The sequence below is a fragment of the Streptomyces sp. NRRL S-31 genome, assembly GCF_000718775.1.
Lineage (GTDB): Bacteria > Actinomycetota > Actinomycetes > Streptomycetales > Streptomycetaceae > Streptomyces.
The window spans coordinates 1-17,741 of record NZ_JOCB01000089.1 but is presented as its reverse complement, the minus strand read 5'-3'; the positions used below and the strand labels follow the sequence as shown (position 1 = coordinate 17,741).

General features: G+C 74.6%; 20 protein-coding genes. 9 read left to right on the top strand and 11 right to left on the bottom strand.

What is annotated here, in order from left to right; translation table 11 throughout:
• Positions 1-119: 119 nt before the first annotated feature.
• From IF37_RS0129315 to IF37_RS45285, 3 genes are read right to left on the bottom strand one after another with little or no spacing between them, the layout of a single operon-like run.
• On the bottom strand, positions 120-539 hold the full coding sequence (locus tag IF37_RS0129315; protein WP_030749060.1) for a PRC-barrel domain-containing protein: 420 nt from the start codon (positions 537-539) through the stop codon (positions 120-122).
• Positions 536-1,111: a PRC-barrel domain-containing protein gene (locus tag IF37_RS0129310; protein ID WP_106981876.1), complete on the bottom strand. Its 576-nt coding sequence runs from the start codon at positions 1,109-1,111 to the stop codon at positions 536-538. The genes IF37_RS0129315 and IF37_RS0129310 overlap by 4 nt, the downstream gene beginning before the upstream one ends.
• On the bottom strand, positions 1,108-1,254 hold the full coding sequence (locus IF37_RS45285; RefSeq protein ID WP_216725858.1) for a hypothetical protein: 147 nt from the start codon (positions 1,252-1,254) through the stop codon (positions 1,108-1,110). The genes IF37_RS0129310 and IF37_RS45285 overlap by 4 nt, the downstream gene beginning before the upstream one ends.
• 164 nt (positions 1,255-1,418) lie before the next feature.
• Here IF37_RS45285 and IF37_RS0129300 point away from each other — a divergent pair, with 164 nt between their 5' ends.
• From IF37_RS0129300 to IF37_RS0129280, 5 genes are all read left to right on the top strand, one after another.
• Positions 1,419-1,910, top strand: a complete 492-nt coding sequence (locus IF37_RS0129300; RefSeq protein ID WP_030749054.1) for an SRPBCC family protein — start codon at positions 1,419-1,421, stop codon at positions 1,908-1,910.
• Positions 1,903-3,522: an NAD(P)/FAD-dependent oxidoreductase gene (locus IF37_RS0129295; protein ID WP_030749051.1), complete on the top strand. Its 1,620-nt coding sequence runs from the start codon at positions 1,903-1,905 to the stop codon at positions 3,520-3,522. The genes IF37_RS0129300 and IF37_RS0129295 overlap by 8 nt, the downstream gene beginning before the upstream one ends.
• A 94-nt stretch (positions 3,523-3,616) precedes the next feature.
• A complete protein-coding gene (locus IF37_RS0129290; protein ID WP_030749048.1) occupies positions 3,617-4,069 on the top strand; it encodes a hypothetical protein in 453 nt (150 codons plus the stop codon).
• A gap of 29 nt (positions 4,070-4,098) precedes the next feature.
• Positions 4,099-4,980 (top strand): SDR family oxidoreductase, encoded by an 882-nt coding sequence (locus tag IF37_RS0129285; RefSeq protein WP_030749045.1) that lies wholly within the window; start codon positions 4,099-4,101, stop codon positions 4,978-4,980.
• A 122-nt stretch (positions 4,981-5,102) separates the two neighbouring features.
• A complete protein-coding gene (locus tag IF37_RS0129280; RefSeq protein WP_030749042.1) occupies positions 5,103-5,579 on the top strand; it encodes an MSMEG_6728 family protein in 477 nt (158 codons plus the stop codon).
• On the opposite strand, the gene IF37_RS0129275 is transcribed toward IF37_RS0129280, so the two are convergent.
• From IF37_RS0129275 to IF37_RS0129250, 6 genes are all read right to left on the bottom strand, one after another.
• Positions 5,537-6,301, bottom strand: a complete 765-nt coding sequence (locus IF37_RS0129275; protein ID WP_030749039.1) for a family 16 glycosylhydrolase — start codon at positions 6,299-6,301, stop codon at positions 5,537-5,539. The genes IF37_RS0129280 and IF37_RS0129275 overlap by 43 nt on opposite strands.
• 85 nt (positions 6,302-6,386) lie before the next feature.
• The gene (locus tag IF37_RS45040; protein ID WP_173457023.1) at positions 6,387-6,560 is read right to left on the bottom strand and encodes a hypothetical protein; all 174 of its coding nucleotides are present in this window, start codon (positions 6,558-6,560) and stop codon (positions 6,387-6,389) included.
• 33 nt (positions 6,561-6,593) lie between these two features.
• Positions 6,594-6,950, bottom strand: coding sequence for a PRC-barrel domain-containing protein (locus IF37_RS0129265; RefSeq protein WP_030749037.1), 357 nt, complete (start codon positions 6,948-6,950; stop codon positions 6,594-6,596).
• 82 nt (positions 6,951-7,032) lie between these two features.
• Positions 7,033-8,247, bottom strand: a complete 1,215-nt coding sequence (locus IF37_RS0129260; RefSeq protein ID WP_030749035.1) for a spore photoproduct lyase family protein — start codon at positions 8,245-8,247, stop codon at positions 7,033-7,035.
• Positions 8,248-8,352: 105 nt separating this feature from the next.
• Positions 8,353-8,697, bottom strand: coding sequence for a DUF3140 domain-containing protein (locus IF37_RS0129255; RefSeq protein WP_030749033.1), 345 nt, complete (start codon positions 8,695-8,697; stop codon positions 8,353-8,355).
• Positions 8,698-8,704: 7 nt separating this feature from the next.
• Positions 8,705-8,941, bottom strand: a complete 237-nt coding sequence (locus IF37_RS0129250) for a DUF2945 domain-containing protein (RefSeq protein ID WP_030749030.1) — start codon at positions 8,939-8,941, stop codon at positions 8,705-8,707.
• Between the two features lie 275 nt (positions 8,942-9,216).
• On the opposite strand from IF37_RS0129250, the gene IF37_RS0129245 reads away from it, so the two are divergent.
• The 4 genes from IF37_RS0129245 to IF37_RS44655 all read left to right on the top strand — a co-directional run bounded on the left by IF37_RS0129245 (position 9,217) and on the right by IF37_RS44655 (position 14,812).
• The gene (locus tag IF37_RS0129245) at positions 9,217-10,410 is read left to right on the top strand and encodes a glutamate--cysteine ligase (protein ID WP_253915882.1); all 1,194 of its coding nucleotides are present in this window, start codon (positions 9,217-9,219) and stop codon (positions 10,408-10,410) included.
• A 165-nt stretch (positions 10,411-10,575) separates the two neighbouring features.
• Positions 10,576-12,357 carry an N-acetylglutaminylglutamine amidotransferase gene (locus IF37_RS0129240; protein WP_030749024.1) on the top strand — a complete coding sequence of 594 codons (1,782 nt, stop codon included), beginning with the start codon at positions 10,576-10,578 and terminating at the stop codon, positions 12,355-12,357.
• Positions 12,333-14,552, top strand: coding sequence for a prolyl oligopeptidase family serine peptidase (locus IF37_RS0129235; RefSeq protein WP_106981874.1), 2,220 nt, complete (start codon positions 12,333-12,335; stop codon positions 14,550-14,552). The genes IF37_RS0129240 and IF37_RS0129235 overlap by 25 nt, the downstream gene beginning before the upstream one ends.
• Before the next feature lie 98 nt (positions 14,553-14,650).
• Complete coding sequence (locus IF37_RS44655) at positions 14,651-14,812, top strand: hypothetical protein (RefSeq protein ID WP_158727411.1); 162 nt, start codon at positions 14,651-14,653, stop codon at positions 14,810-14,812.
• A 251-nt stretch (positions 14,813-15,063) separates the two neighbouring features.
• On the opposite strand, the gene IF37_RS0129225 is transcribed toward IF37_RS44655, so the two are convergent.
• Both IF37_RS0129225 and IF37_RS0129220 read right to left on the bottom strand, forming a co-directional pair.
• Positions 15,064-16,029 carry an alpha/beta fold hydrolase gene (locus IF37_RS0129225; RefSeq protein WP_030749012.1) on the bottom strand — a complete coding sequence of 322 codons (966 nt, stop codon included), beginning with the start codon at positions 16,027-16,029 and terminating at the stop codon, positions 15,064-15,066.
• A 66-nt stretch (positions 16,030-16,095) separates the two neighbouring features.
• Positions 16,096-17,451, bottom strand: a complete 1,356-nt coding sequence (locus tag IF37_RS0129220; RefSeq protein ID WP_030749009.1) for an alpha-lytic protease prodomain-containing protein — start codon at positions 17,449-17,451, stop codon at positions 16,096-16,098.
• Between the last annotated feature and the right edge of the window lie 290 nt (positions 17,452-17,741).

Genomic DNA, 17,741 nt, shown 5'->3' with positions numbered 1-17,741 from the left:
CTCGCCCGTGCTGGCACCCGGTTTCCCGGTGGTGCCGGAACCCCGCCCCCGGCCGTGCCGGTACCCGGCCCCCCGGCCGAACCGGAACCCGCCCCCCCCCGCCCCCGCCCCGGCAGGGTTCAGCCGTGTTCCGCGTGGACGATCACGGCGTAGGAGCCGAGGCCGATCAGGCGGTGTCCGGGGATGTCACCGAGTGCCGTGTAGAGGGTGAGCAGCTTCCCCGAGACGGGGTCGTAGGCGATGTCCTTGACGGTTCCGTGCTCGACGCCCCGCTCGGTCAGGACCCGGCTCCCGAGGGCCTCGCGGTGTTCGGGCGCGGGCCCGGTGATGGGCCGCGAGCGCACGATCACGGCGTCGTGCCCCACGGCCTCCACGGCGTCCCATCCGATGACCGCACGGTCCTTCGGCGCGCCCTTCAGACGCAGCCAGGCGACGCTCCTGGTGTGGGCGTCGACGGTCAGCTCGTCCACCGTGCCCAGGACCGTGGCCTCCTCGGCGCTGATCACCGGCAGGCCCCGCGTCCGCGTGAAGAGCATCATGCCGCCCCTCCCTCACCGGCGCCCGACCGGAACGCCTCCACCTGGGCGCCGAAGCCGGGCAGGTCCTCGGCCACGAAGTGACGGGCCCGGGCGGGCACCACCAGGGCCTCACCGGAGACGGCCAGCGTCTCCCCGCGCGGTACGAACACCTTGCTCCGCCTCCCGCCCGAGGAGTCGGCCGCGGTGATCTCGAACCCGATGACCAGCCCTTCGGTGCCGGACTCGACCACCACGTCCCGCACGGTGCCGACCTCGGTGCCCTGGTCGGTGATCACCGGCGCGCCGATCACCGGACCGCGCCCGGCCGCGTCGGACCCCAGGACCGCCGCCCGGTCGCCGAGGACGTCCACGCTCGGGATCATCACGGCGGCGGGCCCCAGCGCGTGCACCGCCGCGAACGGCAGGCTCCGCTTCAGCGGACCGGCCAGCAGGCCCCGGCCGCTCAGGGTGAAACCGGTGATGCGGCCCGCTCCGGCGTCGAAGACGGTGTCCTTGATCCGTGCCACCGCGTCACCGCCGAGGGTCACGACCTCACGCCCGGACAGCTCCGAAGCGAGCATCAACGTGATCACCGCGGCCCCCCTCGACCGGTCCGGCGCCCCCCGCGTACCGCGATCACCGTCCCGGCACGGCGTTTGGCCTGGACCGACAGCGTCGCCGCCACGACCAGCCCGATCACCGCCACCAGTAAGACGATCCAGCCCCACCATTCCATCGCCTGCCTCCTCGCCGGCCGTGTCCGCCCCGGCCTGCTGCGTCCTCGGGTGTCCTCCGGTTGCCCGCAGGGCCGACCCGGCACGCCTGGACCGCCGACGCGGTTGGGCGCCCGGCCACTGGGCACCCGGTCACGGCTGTGACCAGTACCGATCGGAGGCCCGCATGGCCGTTCGTCACCGCGTGATCAACGCCGACCCCGCCGCCGTGTGGGAAGTGCTCTCGGACGGCCGCCGGTACGCCGACTGGGTGGTCGGCACGGGTGCCTCCCGGCCGAAGCACGGGCGGTGGCCGGAGAAGAACTCGTCCCTCGAGTACGAGATCCGGCTCGGCCCGTTCCGGCTCGCCAACGAGACGGTCGTCCGCAGTTGCCGGGAGCGGTCCCGGCTCGAGCTGGAGATCACCGCCGGCGCCCTCGGCACCGCCCGCTGCTCCATCGAGCTGCGCGAATGGGGCGACGACTGCCTGGTGATCGTGGACGAGCACCCGTTGCACGGCATCGGAGCGGCCGTGCACAACGTCGCCGTCGAGACGTTCATCCAGCTGCGCCACCGCGCCATGCTCGCCCGGCTCGCCCGCTGCTGCGAGCAGGGCGACACGCGCCGCGGGACGCACACGCGGCCGTCACCCGCCGCGGAGGGGACCGGCCGTGCCTGACGCCGTGGTCATCGGGGCCGGACCCAACGGCCTGGTGGCCGCCAATCTCCTGGCGGACGCCGGCTGGAGCGTCCAGGTGCTCGAGGAGCAGCCGGAACCGGGCGGCGCCGTCCGGCACGACCGGGGAGTCCACCCCGACTTCGTCAACGACCTCTTCAGCTCCTTCTACCCGCTGGCCGCCGCGTCCCCGATCCTCGCCGGGCTCCGCCTGGAGGACCACGGGCTGCGCTGGAGCCACGCACCGCACGTCCTCGCGCATCCCCTCACCGACGGCCGGTGCGCCGTACTGGACCGGCGGATCGACACGACCGCCGCGTCCGCCGAGGTGTTCGCACCCGGCGACGGAGCCGCCTGGCAGCGCCTGTTCGACCTCTGGCAGACGCTGCGCCCGGATGTGCTGGACGCCCTGTTCACCCCGTTCCCGCCGGTCAAGGCGGCGACGCGGCTGCTGTGGAGGCTGCGGGCGGCGGGCGGCCTGCGCACCGCCCGGTCGCTGGTCCTGCCGGTGCGCCGGCTGGGCGAGGAGGAGTTCCGCGGCGAAGGCGGCCGGCTGCTGCTGGCCGGCAACGCCCTGCACGCCGACCTCGCCCCCGAGACGGCGGGCAGCGGCGGCTTCGGCTGGCTGATGTCCATGCTGGGACAGACGTACGGCTTCCCGGTCCCGGTCGGCGGTGCCGGCGCCCTCACCGACGCGCTGGTGCGGCGGCTGCGGTCGCGCGGGGGAGAGGTCCGGTGCGGACAGCGGGTCCAGCGCGTCACCGTCCGCGGCCGGCGCGCCGTAGGGGTGCGTACCGCGGGCGGGGAGACGGTACCCGCGCGCAGGGCCGTGCTCGCCGACGTCTCCGTGCCCGCCCTGTACGGGGAACTCGTCGGCGCCGAGCACCTGCCCGATCAGGTGCTGGCGGACCTGCGCGGCTTCCAGTGGGACTTCGCCACCTTCAAGGTGGACTGGGCGCTGGACGGCCCGGTGCCGTGGCGGGCCGAGGAGGCCCGCCGGGCCGGCACCGTCCACCTGGCCGACGGCCTGGACGAGCTGACCCGCTTCGCCGCGCAGATCGCCATGCACCGGGTGCCCGACCGGCCCTTCGTCCTGTTCGGCCAGATGACCCTGGCCGACCCCTCGCGCTCCCCCGAGGGCACCGAGTCGGCCTGGGCGTACACCCACGTGCCCCGTGACATCCGGGCGGACGCCGGACACGAGGGCATCACCGGCGAGTGGGGTCCGGCGGACCGGGAGCGCATGGCGGACCGGGTGGAACGCCAGGTGGAACGCTTCGCCCCGGGTTTCCGCGCCCTCGTACGCGCCCGGCGCGTGCTCGCGCCGCCCATGCTCCAGGCACTGGACGCCAACCTCTCGGACGGCGCCATCAACGGCGGCACGGCCGCCCTCCACCAGCAGCTCTTCTTCCGCCCCCTGCCCGGCACCGGACGCCCGGAGACCCCCGTCAAGGGCCTCTTCCTCGCCTCCGCGGGCGCCCACCCCGGCGGCGGGGTGCACGGCGCCCCCGGTGCCAACGCCGCACGGGCCGCCCTGCGCGCCCACCGCGCCTCCGGCCTGACCGGCGCCCAGCGCCTCCTCACCGGCCGGGACCGCACCGGACGGAAGGGCTGATCACACGTTCGGCGGACGGCGTATCCGGTCGCGCGGCCGAGCGGGAAGGGAGAACGGGTACCCGGCATCCGCCCCACAGCATCCAGGGAGTGCCATGAACGAAGACCAGGACGCGCCCGCCCCCCGGCACCGCCGTCCCGAAGGCGTCGACGACCGGACCGTCGAGGCCCTCGGCTCCCTGTCGAAGGCGCTGGAGACCACGGAGCGCGCCCGCGGCCACCTGTACAGCTTCCACCAGCTCACCGGCGGGGCCGACCTGGAACTCGACCGGACGGTACGGCTGCTGCGCGAGGCCGGACACCCCGGCTGGGCGGACAAGGTGGAGACCGAGATCCTCGGCCGCAACGTCCTCCCGGGCCGCTGGACGTTCCAGATCGTCGAGGCGTACGACGAGGGCTACTACCAGCCGTTCCGGGAGCTGGAACGCGAGGCGGTGAGCACCCTGGCCCAGGGCCGGAGCCACCTGTACGAGGCGGAGATGAAGGAGGCCCGCCGCACCCGCGGGCACCCCGGCCATGTGGCGCGTCCGCCGGCCGGCGAGTCCTGACCCGAGCCCCGCGAGAGAGGGAGGAGACCGTGCCGAGCAGCCCCCTGGAGAACCGGACCGTCGTGGTGACGGGCGCCGCCCGCGGCGTCGGCGCCGCGCTCGCCCACGAGGTCGCCCGGCGCGGCGCCCGGACCGCCCTGCTCGGGCACGAGCCGGACCTGCTGGCGGAGGTGGCCGCACGGCTGCCGACCCCGGCGCTCGCCATCGAGGCCGACGTGACCGACCTGACGACCCTGAGGCGGGCCGCCCGCGAGGTACGGCACCGGCTCGGCACCCCCTCCGTCGTGATCGCCAACGCCGGTGTCGCCCAGGGCGGCCTGTTCGAGGCCACGGACCCCGCCGAGTGGCGCCGGGTCGTCGACGTCAACCTCACCGGCAGCGCCCAGACCGCCCGGGCCTTCCTGCCGGACCTGCGGGCCTCGGCCGGCTACTACCTCCAGATCGCCTCGCTCGCCTCCCTCGGCGCCGCACCGCTGATGAGCGCCTACTGCGCCTCCAAGGCGGGCGTGGAGGCCTTCGCGCACGCGCTGCGCGCCGAGGTCGCCGGCCATGGCGTCGCCGTGGGCATCGCCTACCTGAACTGGACCGACACCGACATGATCCACGACGCGGACCGGTACACCGTGCTGCGCGAGCTGCGCGGCCACATGCCGCGGCCCGCCCGCCGGGTGTACGACGTCGCGGAGGTCGCCGAGCGGATCGTACGGGGCCTGGAGCGCCGGCGCACGGCCGTGTACGCACCGCCCTGGCTGCGGCTGATCCAGCCGGTGCGGGCCGTCCTGCCGCCGCTGGTGCTGCGCCGGTCCCGGCACGACGTGGCCCGTCTGGAAGCCGGAGGATCACTGCTGACCACCGGACCCCTCGGCGCCGGAGGCGCGGCCGACGACGCGGCCCGCCGGCACCCCCGCTGACCGGCCCCGGGCCGGCCCACGACACGAGGAGCACCCGGCGACGAACCGAGCGACGAACCGACCCCACGACTCCCGGCCCTGACCCCGTCCCCCATCCCCGCACCCGCTCCAGGACGGCGCCCATGCAGACGTTCCTGCCCGACTCCGACTTCCGGCGCTCCGCCCTGCTCCTGGACCGCCGCCGCCTGGGCAAGCAGCGGGTCGAGGCGCTCCAGGTCCTGCGCGGCCTGACCGTCCCCGGCTACGGCTGGCGCAGGCACCCGGCCGTGCGGATGTGGCACGGCTACGAGGAGGCCCTGGTCCGCTACGGCCTGGAGATCTGCCGGGTCTGGCGGGAACACGGGCACCAGGACAGCTGTGCCGCGTCCCTGGTGGCGGGGTTCGCCGGCTGCCGTCCGGGCGCTCCGGTCCGTGACCAGGCCGCGCTCGCCGCCGCGGGGGAGCTGCCGCCGTGGCTCGGGGACGCGGCCTTCCACCGCAGCCACCAGTCCGCGCTCGTCCGCAAGGACCGGGACGCCTACGCGGAGGTGTTCCCCGGTGTCCCCGCCGATCTGCCCTATGTGTGGCCGTCCTCGGACCGGGACGGGACCGCCGCCTGACCGGACGAGGGGCCGTCCGCCGACGGACGGCGGACCACCAGGCTGCCCACCTCGAAGGTCATCTCGTCGGTCGCCGGATCGGGCGGTGGGTGATAGCGCCCGGCGCAGACCGAGAGATTGACGATGAGACTGGCGTGCCAGCCGCGCCCGACACCCCGCCGGTCCGTGAAGACCCGTGTGCCGTTCAGCCACCAGACCACCGAGTGCCGTCCGAAGTCGGTGCGCAGGTCCACCCAGGCGCCCGGACGGACGGCGTCGTCGTGGACGTACCGGTTGCCGCCGCGCACGTGGTTGGTGAACTCCAGCAGGTCCGGGTTGTCCGGGTGGTACTCGAAGACGTCGATCTCCTGGTCGCCGTCCCGCCAGGTCCAGACGGCCGGCCAGGCGCCGGTCTCCTCCGGCAGCCGCACCCGGGTCTCCAGCACGTCCCCGGTCCGCAGCGTGAACCCTTCCTCGCTGCCCTCGGTGGTCAGCAGGCCGGTGTCCCAGAGGCCGTCCGCCCGGCGGGTGGCCCGGAAGACGCCCGAGCGGCTGTGGTGCGCGTCGGCCACCAGGTAGTCCAGTTTGTCGTCGCCGGGATTGACCGGGCCGCTCCCCGGATAGGCCGAGGAGCGGCCCGCGACCCACTGGGCCGTGGAGGCGAAGTCCGCCGTGAACACGGCGTCGGGCGGGGGAGGGTCACGCGGGGCGGGCAGCGGGGCCGCCGGGGTCGGTTCGTCCATGTCCGATGTCTCACCGGCGGCGGGCCGGTCATGCGCCCGGGCCCGCCCGGGGCGGTGAGATTGATTCGTGTGGGTGAACGGAGCGTCACCGGGCGATGCGGTGCTTCCGCCCGCCCCGGCGGAAGCGCATCGCGGCGTAGACGAGGTCCACCACGATCACGACCGCGCCGATGACCAGGAGGTAGAACAGGCCATGGACGGCGAATCCGATGATGCCCAGGACGATGGCGACGAGGATCAGCAGCAGGAACACGGTCATCGGATCTCCCGGATCTCCCGAGGGTTCGGTGGATCAGCGGCGGCCCAGGCGTCGCTCACCGCCGGCGCCCGGCGCGTAGGGCAGCTCGTAGTGGGCGAAGACCGCCGCCTCCTCCGAGGCGGGGAGTTCGCCGTCGAGGTCGATCGACGGGGCCTTCTTCACCTGGTCCTTGCCGTACGTGACCTTCAGGTAGCCCGGGCCGACGGTCGCCCCCACGAGGGGCACGAACGCCAGCCGGCGACGGGTGGGCAGCCCCACCGTCACCGTGGCGAAGAAGGGCTGGTCGGTGCTGGTGTCCACGTAGACGGACTCCAGTGCGCCGATCTTGTGGCCGTCCGCGTCGACGACGTCATGGCCTCGCCACTCACGGATGTCGGATGCCTCGAACATGCGGAACCTCCTGTGCCGGTCCTCCTGTGCAGGGGGTACCCAGCTGGGCGCCGGGGATGTCGCGCCGGTGGGGCCGATGCCCTCAGAAGGCGTAGCGGATGCGCAGCCAGGGGGCGTGGGCCGACACCAGTTCGCGCAGGGTGCGCACCGCCCCGGCCTTGACCCGGTTGGTGTAGCGCACGTTCAGGGTCCCGTTCTGCGACCGTTTGGCCTGCTGGAGCGGCGGCTGCCAGAGCACCTCCTCGGCGCGGGGGTGCCAGCCCAGGTTGACCTGGTGCAGCTCCTGGTTGTGCGTCAGCATGATCACTTCGGCGGCCGCCTGCCGTTTCACCCGGTCGGGCAGCACGTCGTCGAGCTGCCGCAGCAGCTCGGTCCACGACTCCTCCCAGCCGGGCCGCACGACCACGGGGGAGAGGTTGAAGTGCACCTCGTACCCCGCGTCCAGGAAGTCCGCCGCGGCGGCGATCCGGTCGTCCACCGGCGAGGTCCGCAGGTCGAGCAGGCGGGAGTCCGCCGCCGGCATCAGCGAGAAACGGATCCTGGTCCGGCCCCGCGGGTCCAGCGCCAGCAGGTCGGGGTTGACGAACTTGGTCGCGAACGACGCCTTCGCCGTGGGCCACCGGCGGAAGGCGTGCACGAGATCCGCGGTGTTGTCGCAGATCAGCGCGTCCACCGAACAGTCGCCGTTCTCCCCGATGTCGTAGACCCACGCCGACTCGTCGCACTGGTTGGGTTCCCGTTTGCGGCCCAGGCGCGCGATGTGCCGTCCCAGGTGGGCGATGATGCCGTCGATGTTGGTGAAGACGGTGATCGGGTTGGCGTACCCCTTGCGGCGCGGCACGTAGCAGTACGCGCAGGCCAGGGCGCAGCCGTTGGAGGGGCCGGGCGCGATCCAGTCGGCGGACCGGCCGTTGGGCCGTGTGGCCGACGTCTTCTTCTCGCCCAGCACCAGGGTCTCCCCCTTCACGCGCACCCAGCGCCGCACATTGCCCTCGTTGCCGTGCAGCCCGGGGATGCGCCAGTGCGACTCCACCTCGATCACCTCCGCGTCCGGGTGACGGGCGAGGATCTGGCGGCCGCGCGGGGAGCGGGCGGCGGCCGGTTCCGCGTAGACGGTCCGCACCGGCAGCAGCCGCCGGGCCGCGGGGGAGTCGCGGAAGGCGGAGGGCCGCGGGCCGGGTTCCCGGCCGCTCCGCCCGGCCGTGCCGCCGCCCTCGGGTGCCGCGGCGGCGTCGAGCGCGTCGAGGTCGAACAGGGTGTTGGGCCCGTCGTCCGGGCCGGCGTGGGGGTACCTCATGCGCGCTCGTCAGGGTGTCGTCGTGGATGGTGCTCGTTCCACTGTAGGCAGCCGCCGTCCCGTACGGCCCTCCCGTGGGTCCGGACCGCCGGGCGCCACCGTGCCTCAACTGTCCCGGAGCGGGTCGTGACCCCAGTTCATCAGCGAGTACCGCCACCGGGTGTCGCGCACGTCCCCGGAAGGGCGCTGCGCGAGGTGCCGGCGGATGTAGCCGGTCACCTTGCGCATGTGCGCGTAGTCCTCGTCCGAGAGGTCGCCCTTCTTCTTGCGCAGGATGCCCACGATGGCGCGGCCGGAGGCGTGACCGGTGGACTCACCGCCGTCCTTGTGCTGTCCGGCCGCCCGGGACTCGTCGGTCGCCAGCCACTTCTCCAGCGCGGCCGGGGCCATGTTCACCAGTTCGCGGAAGGTGTCCCAGGTCTCTCGGTGCGCGTCCTCCTCGCCCGCCACGGCCGGCCTACTTCTTGCGCTTCAGGGCGGACGGCTTGTGCACGGCCGTACGGCCGGACTTGTCGCTGCGCACCTCGTACTGCGGGTCGTCGGGCGAGGCGTCCACGGTGCGTCCGGCAGCCTCGGTCCGCTCGGTGATCTTCTCCTCCACGGTGCCCGTGGTCTCGCTGCCGTGGCTGCGCCAGGCGACCTTGTCGCCCTTGGACGGCTGCCGCTTGCCGGAAGAGTCCTTCGCCTTGCTCATGCCGTGCTCCTGTCCGGTGGGGGGTGACGGGGGTTCACCGTGCCGCAGTACCCACGTTGCGCGCGCCCGACGCGCTCCGCGTCCGCCCGGCCGCCGCCCGGCCGGCCACGCCCACCTGCGCCGCGGCCACCTCCGCCGCGGCCACCTCCGCCGCGTGCCGGCTGATTGGTAATGGGCCAGACGGGAAGTCGGAGATGCATCCCCCGCCACCGTCTGTGCCGGGGGCGGTTCCCGGGGCGAGGCGGCAAGCCTCCTCCCTCACCCCAAGGAGTGCCGTGACTGTGCGCATCGGAGTGGAAGAGGAATTCCACATCGTCGAGGTGGAGACGGGCCGGCTCGTGCCACGGGCCGACATGATCCTGGAGAAGCTCCCCCCGCAGACCTTCACGACCGAGCTGCAACAGGCGACCGTGGAGTCGAACAGCGGTGTGCACGCCTCACTGGGCGGCCTGTACGGCGACATCACCGGCACCAGACGCCTGCTCGACGCCGCCGCGACCGCGAACGGCCTGGCGGCGGTCGCCGCCGGAACGGTGCCGCTGGCCCGCACCGCCGACATCCACCCCACCGCGGGCCGCCGCTACCGCCACATGGTCGACGAGTACCGCATGGTCGCCGACGAGCAGCTGATCTGCGGCACCCACGTCCACGTCGACGTCCCCGACCGCGACCTCGCCGTACGCGTCATGTGCGAGGTGTCGCCCTGGCTGCACGTCCTGCTGGCCCTGTCCGCCAGCTCCCCGTTCTGGTTGGGCGCCGACACCGGCTACGCCAGTTGGCGGACGATGCTGTGGCAGCGCTGGCCCACCGCGGGCCCGGCCGGCTGCTTCGCGGACGCCGCCGCCTACGACGCGGCGGTCCGGGACCTCATCGACTCGGGCGTCATCAGCGACGCCGGGATGATCTACTACGACATACGGCCCTCCGCCCATCAGCAGACCCTTGAGCTGCGCATCTGCGACGCCTGCCCGCGCGCGGAGACGGTCGTGCTCATCGCGGGACTCTTCCGGGCCCTCGTCACCGAAGCCGTCGAGCGGCCGTCAGGGACGCGCGTCCCGGCCTGCGCGGGCCGGCACGAGTGGCTGCGCGCCGCGAGCTGGCGGGCCGCGCGGTCCGGCCTCGAAGGCGTCCTGGTCGACCCCCGCACCCGGCACGAGGCGCCCGCCGCCCAGGTGGTCCGCGGGCTGCTGGACCGGGTGCGCCCCGCCCTGGAGGCCGCCGACGACTGGCACACCGTCCGGGACCTCGCGGAGCGGGCGCTGGCGGAGGGCAGCGCCGCCCGCCGTATGCGCCGTACGGCCACGGCCGAGGACCTGCTGGCCTGCACCGATCTGGCGATAGCGGAGACCCGGGGACAGACCGGCCGCAGCCGCCGGACGGTCGCGGACCCCGCCGGGCACCTCACCTACCCCGAGCCGGCCGCCCAGGACACCCCCGGCTCCCGCCCGGCCAGGCTCGCCGAGCACTGAAGCGCGGGCGGCTCCCCGCCGTCACCGGGCCGCCCCACACCCACCCCCATGTCACGAAGGAGAAGAGAGCACCATGGCTACCAGCCCCGACCGGATACCGACGGCCCCGTCCCCCCACCGCACACCGCCGTGCCATCCGGACGCCGGCCGCGGAGGTGCTGTCTGATGTGCGGCTTGTGCGGTGAGATGCGGTTCGACGGCGGGCGGCCCGACCTAGGGGCCGTGGAGCGGATGAGCGACCGGCTCGCCCCCCGGGGCCCCGACGGCCAGGGGGTCTGGTCCCGCGGAGCCGTGGCGCTGGGACACCGCCGACTGAAGATCATCGACCTCTCCGAGCGCGGCGCCCAGCCGATGACCGACCCCGACTCCGGCATCACCGGCGTCTTCAACGGCTGCGTCTACAACTACGAGGAACTGCGCGCCGAACTCCAGGGCCTGGGCCACCGGTTCCGGTCCACCTCCGACACCGAGGTGATCCTGAAGGCGTACCGGCAGTGGGGTACCGCCTGCGTCGACCGCTTCTACGGCATGTTCGCCTTCGCCCTCGTCGAGCACCGCACCGGCCGCCTGATCCTGGGACGCGACCGGCTCGGCATCAAGCCCCTCTACCTGTCCCGGACCGCCGGCCGACTGCGCTTCGCCTCGTCGCTCCCCGCCCTCCTCGCGGGCGGCGACGTCGACACCGCGCTCGACCCGGTCGCCGTCCACCAGTACCTCAGCTGGCACGCCACCGTGGCCGCGCCGCACACCGTCCTGGCCGGAGTGCGCAAGCTGCCGCCGGCCACCGTGCGGATCGTCGAGCCGGACGGCACCCACCGGGACCACCGCTACTGGCAGCCGTCCTACACGCGCCGCCCCGAACACGAGGGCATGACCGCCAGCGAATGGCGGGACGCGGTGCTCGAGGCGCTGCGCACCGCCGTACGCCGCCGGATGGTCGCCGACGTACCGGTCGGCGTGCTGCTCTCCGGCGGCCTGGACTCCAGCCTCATCGTGGCGCTGCTGGCCGACGAGGGACAGCGCGACCTGGCCACGTTCAGCGTGGGCTTCGAGTCGGAAGGCGGCGACGAGGGGGACGAGTTCCGGTACTCCGACCTCATCGCCAGGGAGTTCGCCACCGACCACCACCGGCTGATGATCCCCTCCCGGCAGGTGTCGACGGCCCTGGACGCGGCGGTCGCGGCGATGAGCGAGCCGATGATGAGCCACGACGTGGTCGCCTTCCACCTGCTGTCCGAGCAGGTGGCCAAGAACGTCAAGGTCGTGCAGAGCGGCCAGGGCGCCGACGAGGTCTTCGCCGGCTACCGCTGGTACCCCGAACTCGCCTCCGCGGCCCGCGAGGAGGAGCCGCAGAGGTACGCCGAGACCTACTTCGACCGGCCGCACGCCGACCTCGCCGCCATGCTCCAGCCGCACATGCTGCCGCGGGACGACGTCTCCGGCCGGTTCGTCCGGGAGCACATGTCCGTGCCCGGCGCCGAGACCGCCCTCGACGCGGCCCTGCGCCTGGACACCCACGTCATGCTCGTGGACGACCCCGTGAAACGGGTCGACAACATGACCATGGACTGGGGCCTGGAGGCCCGGGTGCCGTTCCTCGACCACGAACTGGTGGAGCTGGCCGCGGCCTGTCCCCCCGAGCTGAAGCTGGCCGACGGCGGCAAGGGCGTCCTGAAGGACGCCGGCCGCAAACTGCTGCCCCCCGAGGTGGTCGACCGGCCCAAGGGCTACTTCCCGGTCCCGGCGATCACCCACATGGCCGGCCCCGTCCTGGAACGGGTGCGGGAGGCGCTGAACGCCCCCGAGGCCAGAGAGCGCGGACTGTTCCGGGACTCCTACCTCGCCGAACTCCTGGCGGCCCCCGACCGACACCACACCAAGCGCGGAGCGAACGCACTGTGGCAAGTGGCTTTGCTGGAGATATGGCTACAGACGCACGGTATCTGACCGGGGAACGCGACACGGAGAGTACGCCCGGCCCGGGCACGGCCCCCGCCGGGCGTCCGGCGCCGCGTCCGGGCCCGGCCCCGCCGACGGCCCACGACGGCCGTACCCGGGCCTTCGCCGCCCCCGCGCGCATCCCGCTGCCGGACGCCGCCGGGCCGCGCGACGCGACCACGCGGCTCGCCGCGCACGGCTGCTGGTACCCGTCGGCCGACCCCTCCGGCGCCCAGGTGGCCTTCATCTGCGACCGGGGCGGCGTACCCCAGCTGTGGGCGGGCCCGGCCGACGGCGACGGGGTGCACCTGCTCGACGGCGAACCGGACCCCGTCCAGGAGGTGTCCTGGTCGCCCGACGGCCGGTGGATCGCCTACACCACCGCACCCGGCGGCGGCGAGCACCTGCGGGTGCTGTGCGTACGGCCCGACGGCACCGGCCGTCACATCCTGGCCGGCGCCGAACCGGGCAGCTCCGCCCACCTCGGCTGCTGGGCGCACGACGGCTCGGTCCTCGCGGTCACCGTCGCCGTGCCCACCGCCGCGCCCCCGCCCCAGGACACCGGGGCCGAACCCGCACCGCCCGGCTCCGGCGCACCGGCCGGCCGCCTGCCGGCCGGCGGGGCCCACGGCTTCGGCGACGCCGTACTCCTCGGCGCGGCACCCCACGACGAGGGCGCGCTCGGCCGGCCCTCGCCCACGGCGGTCGCCGGCGCGGACGGGCACACCGCACCGGGTGCCGGCTTCGGCGACGGACTGTCGGCCTACCTGCTCGACCCCGACGGCGTGGCCGCCCCCGTCCTGCTCGCCGCCGAGAAGGACGCCGCGACCCTGCGCGTGTGCGACCTCAGCCACGACGGCACCCTGGCGCTGCTGCGCCGGGGACCGCGCGCCCGGCGCGAGGCGGTGGTGCTGCGCACCGGCGACCGCGCCACGACCTGCGTGGTGCCGGTCGCCGACGGCGACCCGTGGATCGGCGGGTTCTCGCCCCACGCGGACACCCTCTGGCTGCGCAGCGACGCCTACCGGGAGTTCGCGGTCCTGCTCACCGCCCGGCTGGATGCCGACGGGCGGCCCGGCGGCTGGTCCGTCGCCGCCGCGCGCGAGGACGCCGACCTGGAACTGCTGCACCGCGCCCGGGACGGCAGCGCCGCCGTACTGGCCTGGAACGTCCGGGGCGTCAGCGAGATCGAGGTCCTCGACACCGACCCGACCGGTACAGCCGGTGCCGCGACCGGGCCGCCCCGGCCGGTGTCCCTGCCCCACGAGGTGGCCACCCGCGTCGTGGACGCCGGCCCCGGGCTGCTGCTGGCCCTGTCCGGCTCCCAGCGCCGCCCCGGCGTGTGGCGGCTCCCCGGCGGTGCCCTTCCCGTGCGCACCCCGTGGTCGTCCCGGGACGAGGACGCCGTGCCCCCGGGCCGCCCGCCGGTGCGACCGGTGCAGATGAGCCTGACCGCGCGGGACGGAGTACCGCTGCACGGCTGGTACTACCGGGCCCCGGGACGCGGCCCCGGGGAACCGGCGCCCTGCGTCCTCCACCTGCACGGCGGGCCGGAGGAGCAGGAACGCCCCGTCCTCGACCCGCTCTACCACGAGATCCTCGGACGGGGACTGGACGTCTTCGCCCCCGACGTGCGCGGGTCGTCCGGCTACGGCCGGTCGTTCGTCGATGCGGACCTGGCGGCCGGGCGGTTCGCCGCGATCGAGGACGTGGCCGACTGCGCCGCCCACGCGGTGTCGGCCGGACCGGCCGATCCGTCCCGGCTGGCCGTGATGGGCCACTCCTACGGCGGCTATCTGACGTTCGCCTGCCTGGTCTGGCACCCGGAACTCTTCCGCACCGGGGTGGCGGTGTGCGGCATGTCGGACTTCGCGACGTTCTTCGCGGGCACCGAACCGTGGATCGCGCAGTCGGCGGCGCACAAGTACGGCCACCCCGAGCACGACCGCGAACTGCTCCACCAGCTCTCCCCGATGAGCCGTATCGACGCGCTGCGCGCGCCGGTGCTCGCCGTGCACGGCGAGCACGACACCAACGTGCCGCCCGGGGAGTCGGAGCAGTTCGTACGGGCCGCGCGCGAACGTGGCCTGGACGCCGAACTGCTGACGCTGCGCGACGAGGGCCACGAGTTCCTCCGCGCCGAGAACCGCAGGCTCTTCCGCCGGGCCGCCGCCGACTGGCTGCAACGGCATCTGAGCGGCTGACCCGGCAGGGCCGCGCGGGTCTGGACCGCCGGTCACCGGGTAGCCGGACAGGCACGACGCCCGGCGCGAGCCGGGACCACCGTGGCGAGAGGAGTGTCGTGTCCGCTGTCTTCGACCGGCTCAGGCAGTTCGCGCGCAGCCCCCAGGGCCGGCGCACGATCGAACAGGTGCGCCGCACCGCGTCCGACCCACGCCGCCGGGCCCAGGCCCAGCAGCTCTTCGGCAAACTGCGCGCCCGCCGGGCGGCATCGGGAAGGTGACCCGCCCGTCGCCCACCGGCGGTGCGCGGGGCGGCGAGGAGGGGCGGCCCGGCCGGGTCCCCTCGCCGCCCCGCGTCGCGCGGGTCGAGCGCCTCGCGTGTGCCGATCGCAGCCGAACCCGTGCGCCGGCACCACCGCACGTCCGCGCGGATCGCCGGTGACGGTGACGTCGTTCCTCCGGGCGGTGTCCATGCCGGACGGTCCCTCGGAAGCCGACCCCCTCCCGACGGGGGCCGCCGGCCGCGCCCCTGTCAGGAGGCGCAGCCGCGGAGGAACTCGATCAGCGCCGCGTTCACCTCGTCCGGGCGCTCCTGCTGGGTCCAGTGGCCGCAGCCCGGCAGCTTCAGCGGCTCGCGCCACAGGTTGGGCATCAGCGACGGCAGGCGCTCGATGAGTTCGGGCGTGCCGGGGAAGGCGGGAACGACGTCCCGGTCGCCGTAGACGTACAGGGCCGGCGGGGTGACGACGGCGCCGTGCCAGGGAGCGGTCAGCTCCCAGTTGCGGTCCAGGTTGCGGTACCAGTTCAGGGCCCCGGTGAAGCCCTGGGCGAAGCTCTCGGTGAGCGCGTCGAGGTCTGCCTCGCCGAACCACTCCGGCAGCACCTCCGGATCCGGCATCGTGGCCAGCCAGCCGCGCTCGGGGTCGACCAGCGGCTGCTTGCCCTGCCCGGCGCCGGGCGCGTCCCCGGACGCCCAGTAGAAGAACTTCCGCAGCGCGGTGCGGGTGTCCTCGGCGAACTCGGCGTCGGCGACGCCGGGACGGTTGAAGTAGTTCCAGTAGAAGCGGCCGTCGAACATCTCGTCCATCGCGGGCAGCGGCGGCCGCGTCCCCCTGAACGGCGGCGGCACGCTCAGACCGGCCACCCCGAGCACCAGGTCCGGCCGCAGCAGCGCGGTGTGCCAGGCGACCGGCGCCCCCCAGTCGTGCCCCACGACGTACGCCTTCTCCTCGCCCAGCGCCCGGATCAGCCCGACCACGTCGCCGACCAGGTGCAGGATGGTGTACGCCTCGACCGCGGCGGGATGGTCGCTGCGCCCGTAGCCCCGCTGGTCGGGCGCCACGACACGGAACCCCGCGTCGGCCAGCGGGCCGAACTGGCGGTGCCAGGAGTGCCATGACTCGGGGAAGCCGTGCAGGAGCACCACCAAGGGGCCCTCGCCCTGCTCGGCGATGTGCAGCCGGACGCCGTTCACGTCAACCATGCGATGTTCGACCATGGCACGAGCGTACTGGCCCCGATCATGCCCGGCCCCGGTAGTCCGGTGATCTGGTGGTTCGGCCGCTCACTGCCGCTGCCACAGCGCCGGGGCGTTCGGGGGCTCCCATCCGGCCTGCGCCTGGTGGCCCTGGAGACAGCGGTAGCCGGCACCGCCGTACGTCACCGTGTCGCCCGCCTGGTAGACGGTGCCCGCCGACCAGGTGCCGCCCGGGTCGCCGGGGCCCGGATCGCCGGGGCCGGGCGCGGTCGTCTTCAGCGTGAGGCCGTAGGACTGGAGGATCGGGTTGATCGGCTGGAAGAACGTCGTGCCGCCGCTCGTGCAGTCGCCCGAACCGCCCGAGGTGACGCCCTGGGCCTGGCTGCCGGAGATGAACGACCCGCCGGAGTCGCCCGGTTCGGCGCACACCGAGGTGCGGGTGACACCGGCGACGGTGCCCTCCTGGTACGTCACGCTCGTGTCGAGCTGCTGCACCGTGCCGCAGTGCCAGCCCGTCGTGGAGCCGGAGCGGCACACCGAGGAGCCCACCGTGGCCTGCGTGGACCCCGCGACCTGGACGCCGGAGCCGTTGACGTTCGGGGTCGCCGTCCAGTTGGTGCCGGCCGCCACCCACGCCATGTCGTTGCCGGGGAAGACCGACGCCTGGAAGGTGCCCTGCGCGACCCGGTTGGAGCCGGTGGTGGTGCTGCCCGCCCGTCCGCAGTGGCCGGCCGTGGCGAAGCCCTGCTGGGTGCCCCGCGTGATCGGGAACCCGATCGAGCATCGGCTGCTGTTGCCGATGTAGTACGCGTCGCCGCCGCGCAGGTCGTCCAGCGGGCGGGGGCGCTCGGACGACTTCACGGTCCGGGCGAGGGAGGCGTCGACGTGGGCGGCCGCCAGCAGGGCGCGGGCGGCGGCCGGCCGCGTCGCCTGCACGACGAGCGTGTTGCTCGGCACGTCCACGTACCAGACCGGGGTCTGTGAGGTGCGACGGTGGGCGGCGGCGCGGTCCACGCGCGCCTTGGCCGCGTCCAGCTCCGCCAGGGAATGGCCGACGACGGCCGCGACCGCGCCGCGCGCCCGGATCGCCGGGACGTCCGCCGGGTCCGTGGTGGCCACGGTCAGCGTGGCCGACTCCGCACCGCGCACCCAGGCGCCCGCGAAGTCCGCGCCCAGCGCGGCCCGCAGCCGGCCCGCGGTGGCGCCCGCCTCGGCCTCGTTGGCCAGGCGGCGCTCCGCCTGCCGCCGGTCGAGGCCGAGGTCGCGCCGGAGCGCGCCGAGGAGCGCGGGCGGCGCGTCGGAGGTGCGCAGCGTCCGGGCCGCCGTGGGGGCCGCCGGGGAGGCGGTCGGCTGGGCGCTCGCGGAGCCGCTGAGCCCGGCCACGAGCAGGGCACCCGCCGCCGCGGCGGCGGCGCACGCGGCTCTGAGGTGTCGTTGGAGCATGGGGAGGTCTCCTCGGATTCGGTTGGAGTGCCGAAACCGTAGGGAGGGCCCGCTCCGCTCCGTAAGACATCAGCCGACCCCCTGCCCGGGCGTTATGGCCCCTGCGGCCCTGCCCCGGCGTCATGGACCGAGCGACTTCGCCCCGGCGCTGTGGACCCTGTGCCCCGCCCCCGGCGTCATGGACCCCGCGGCCCCGCCCTCCGCGGGGCGGGCGGCCGGCTCAGGACGCGAGGCCGGACCGCCGCAGGGCCGCCGCGTCGGACGGCCCGCGCCGCGACAGCCAGCGCGCG

Bases quoted from the DNA above. Each gene is read 5' to 3' on its own strand.
- IF37_RS0129315 (WP_030749060.1), bottom strand. From the start codon at position 539: ATGATGCTCTTCACGCGGACGCGGGGCCTGCCGGTGATCAGCGCCGAG.
- IF37_RS45285 (WP_216725858.1), bottom strand. From the start codon at position 1,254: ATGGAATGGTGGGGCTGGATCGTCTTACTGGTGGCGGTGATCGGGCTG.
- IF37_RS0129300 (WP_030749054.1), top strand. From the start codon at position 1,419: ATGGCCGTTCGTCACCGCGTGATCAACGCCGACCCCGCCGCCGTGTGG.
- IF37_RS0129290 (WP_030749048.1), top strand. From the start codon at position 3,617: ATGAACGAAGACCAGGACGCGCCCGCCCCCCGGCACCGCCGTCCCGAA.
- IF37_RS0129280 (WP_030749042.1), top strand. From the start codon at position 5,103: ATGCAGACGTTCCTGCCCGACTCCGACTTCCGGCGCTCCGCCCTGCTC.
- IF37_RS0129275 (WP_030749039.1), bottom strand. From the start codon at position 6,301: ATGGACGAACCGACCCCGGCGGCCCCGCTGCCCGCCCCGCGTGACCCT.
- IF37_RS45040 (WP_173457023.1), bottom strand. From the start codon at position 6,560: ATGACCGTGTTCCTGCTGCTGATCCTCGTCGCCATCGTCCTGGGCATC.
- IF37_RS0129265 (WP_030749037.1), bottom strand. From the start codon at position 6,950: ATGTTCGAGGCATCCGACATCCGTGAGTGGCGAGGCCATGACGTCGTC.
- IF37_RS0129260 (WP_030749035.1), bottom strand. From the start codon at position 8,247: ATGAGGTACCCCCACGCCGGCCCGGACGACGGGCCCAACACCCTGTTC.
- IF37_RS0129250 (WP_030749030.1), bottom strand. From the start codon at position 8,941: ATGAGCAAGGCGAAGGACTCTTCCGGCAAGCGGCAGCCGTCCAAGGGC.
- IF37_RS0129240 (WP_030749024.1), top strand. From the start codon at position 10,576: ATGTGCGGCTTGTGCGGTGAGATGCGGTTCGACGGCGGGCGGCCCGAC.
- IF37_RS0129235 (WP_106981874.1), top strand. From the start codon at position 12,333: ATGGCTACAGACGCACGGTATCTGACCGGGGAACGCGACACGGAGAGT.
- IF37_RS0129225 (WP_030749012.1), bottom strand. From the start codon at position 16,029: ATGGTCGAACATCGCATGGTTGACGTGAACGGCGTCCGGCTGCACATC.
- IF37_RS0129220 (WP_030749009.1), bottom strand. From the start codon at position 17,451: ATGCTCCAACGACACCTCAGAGCCGCGTGCGCCGCCGCCGCGGCGGCG.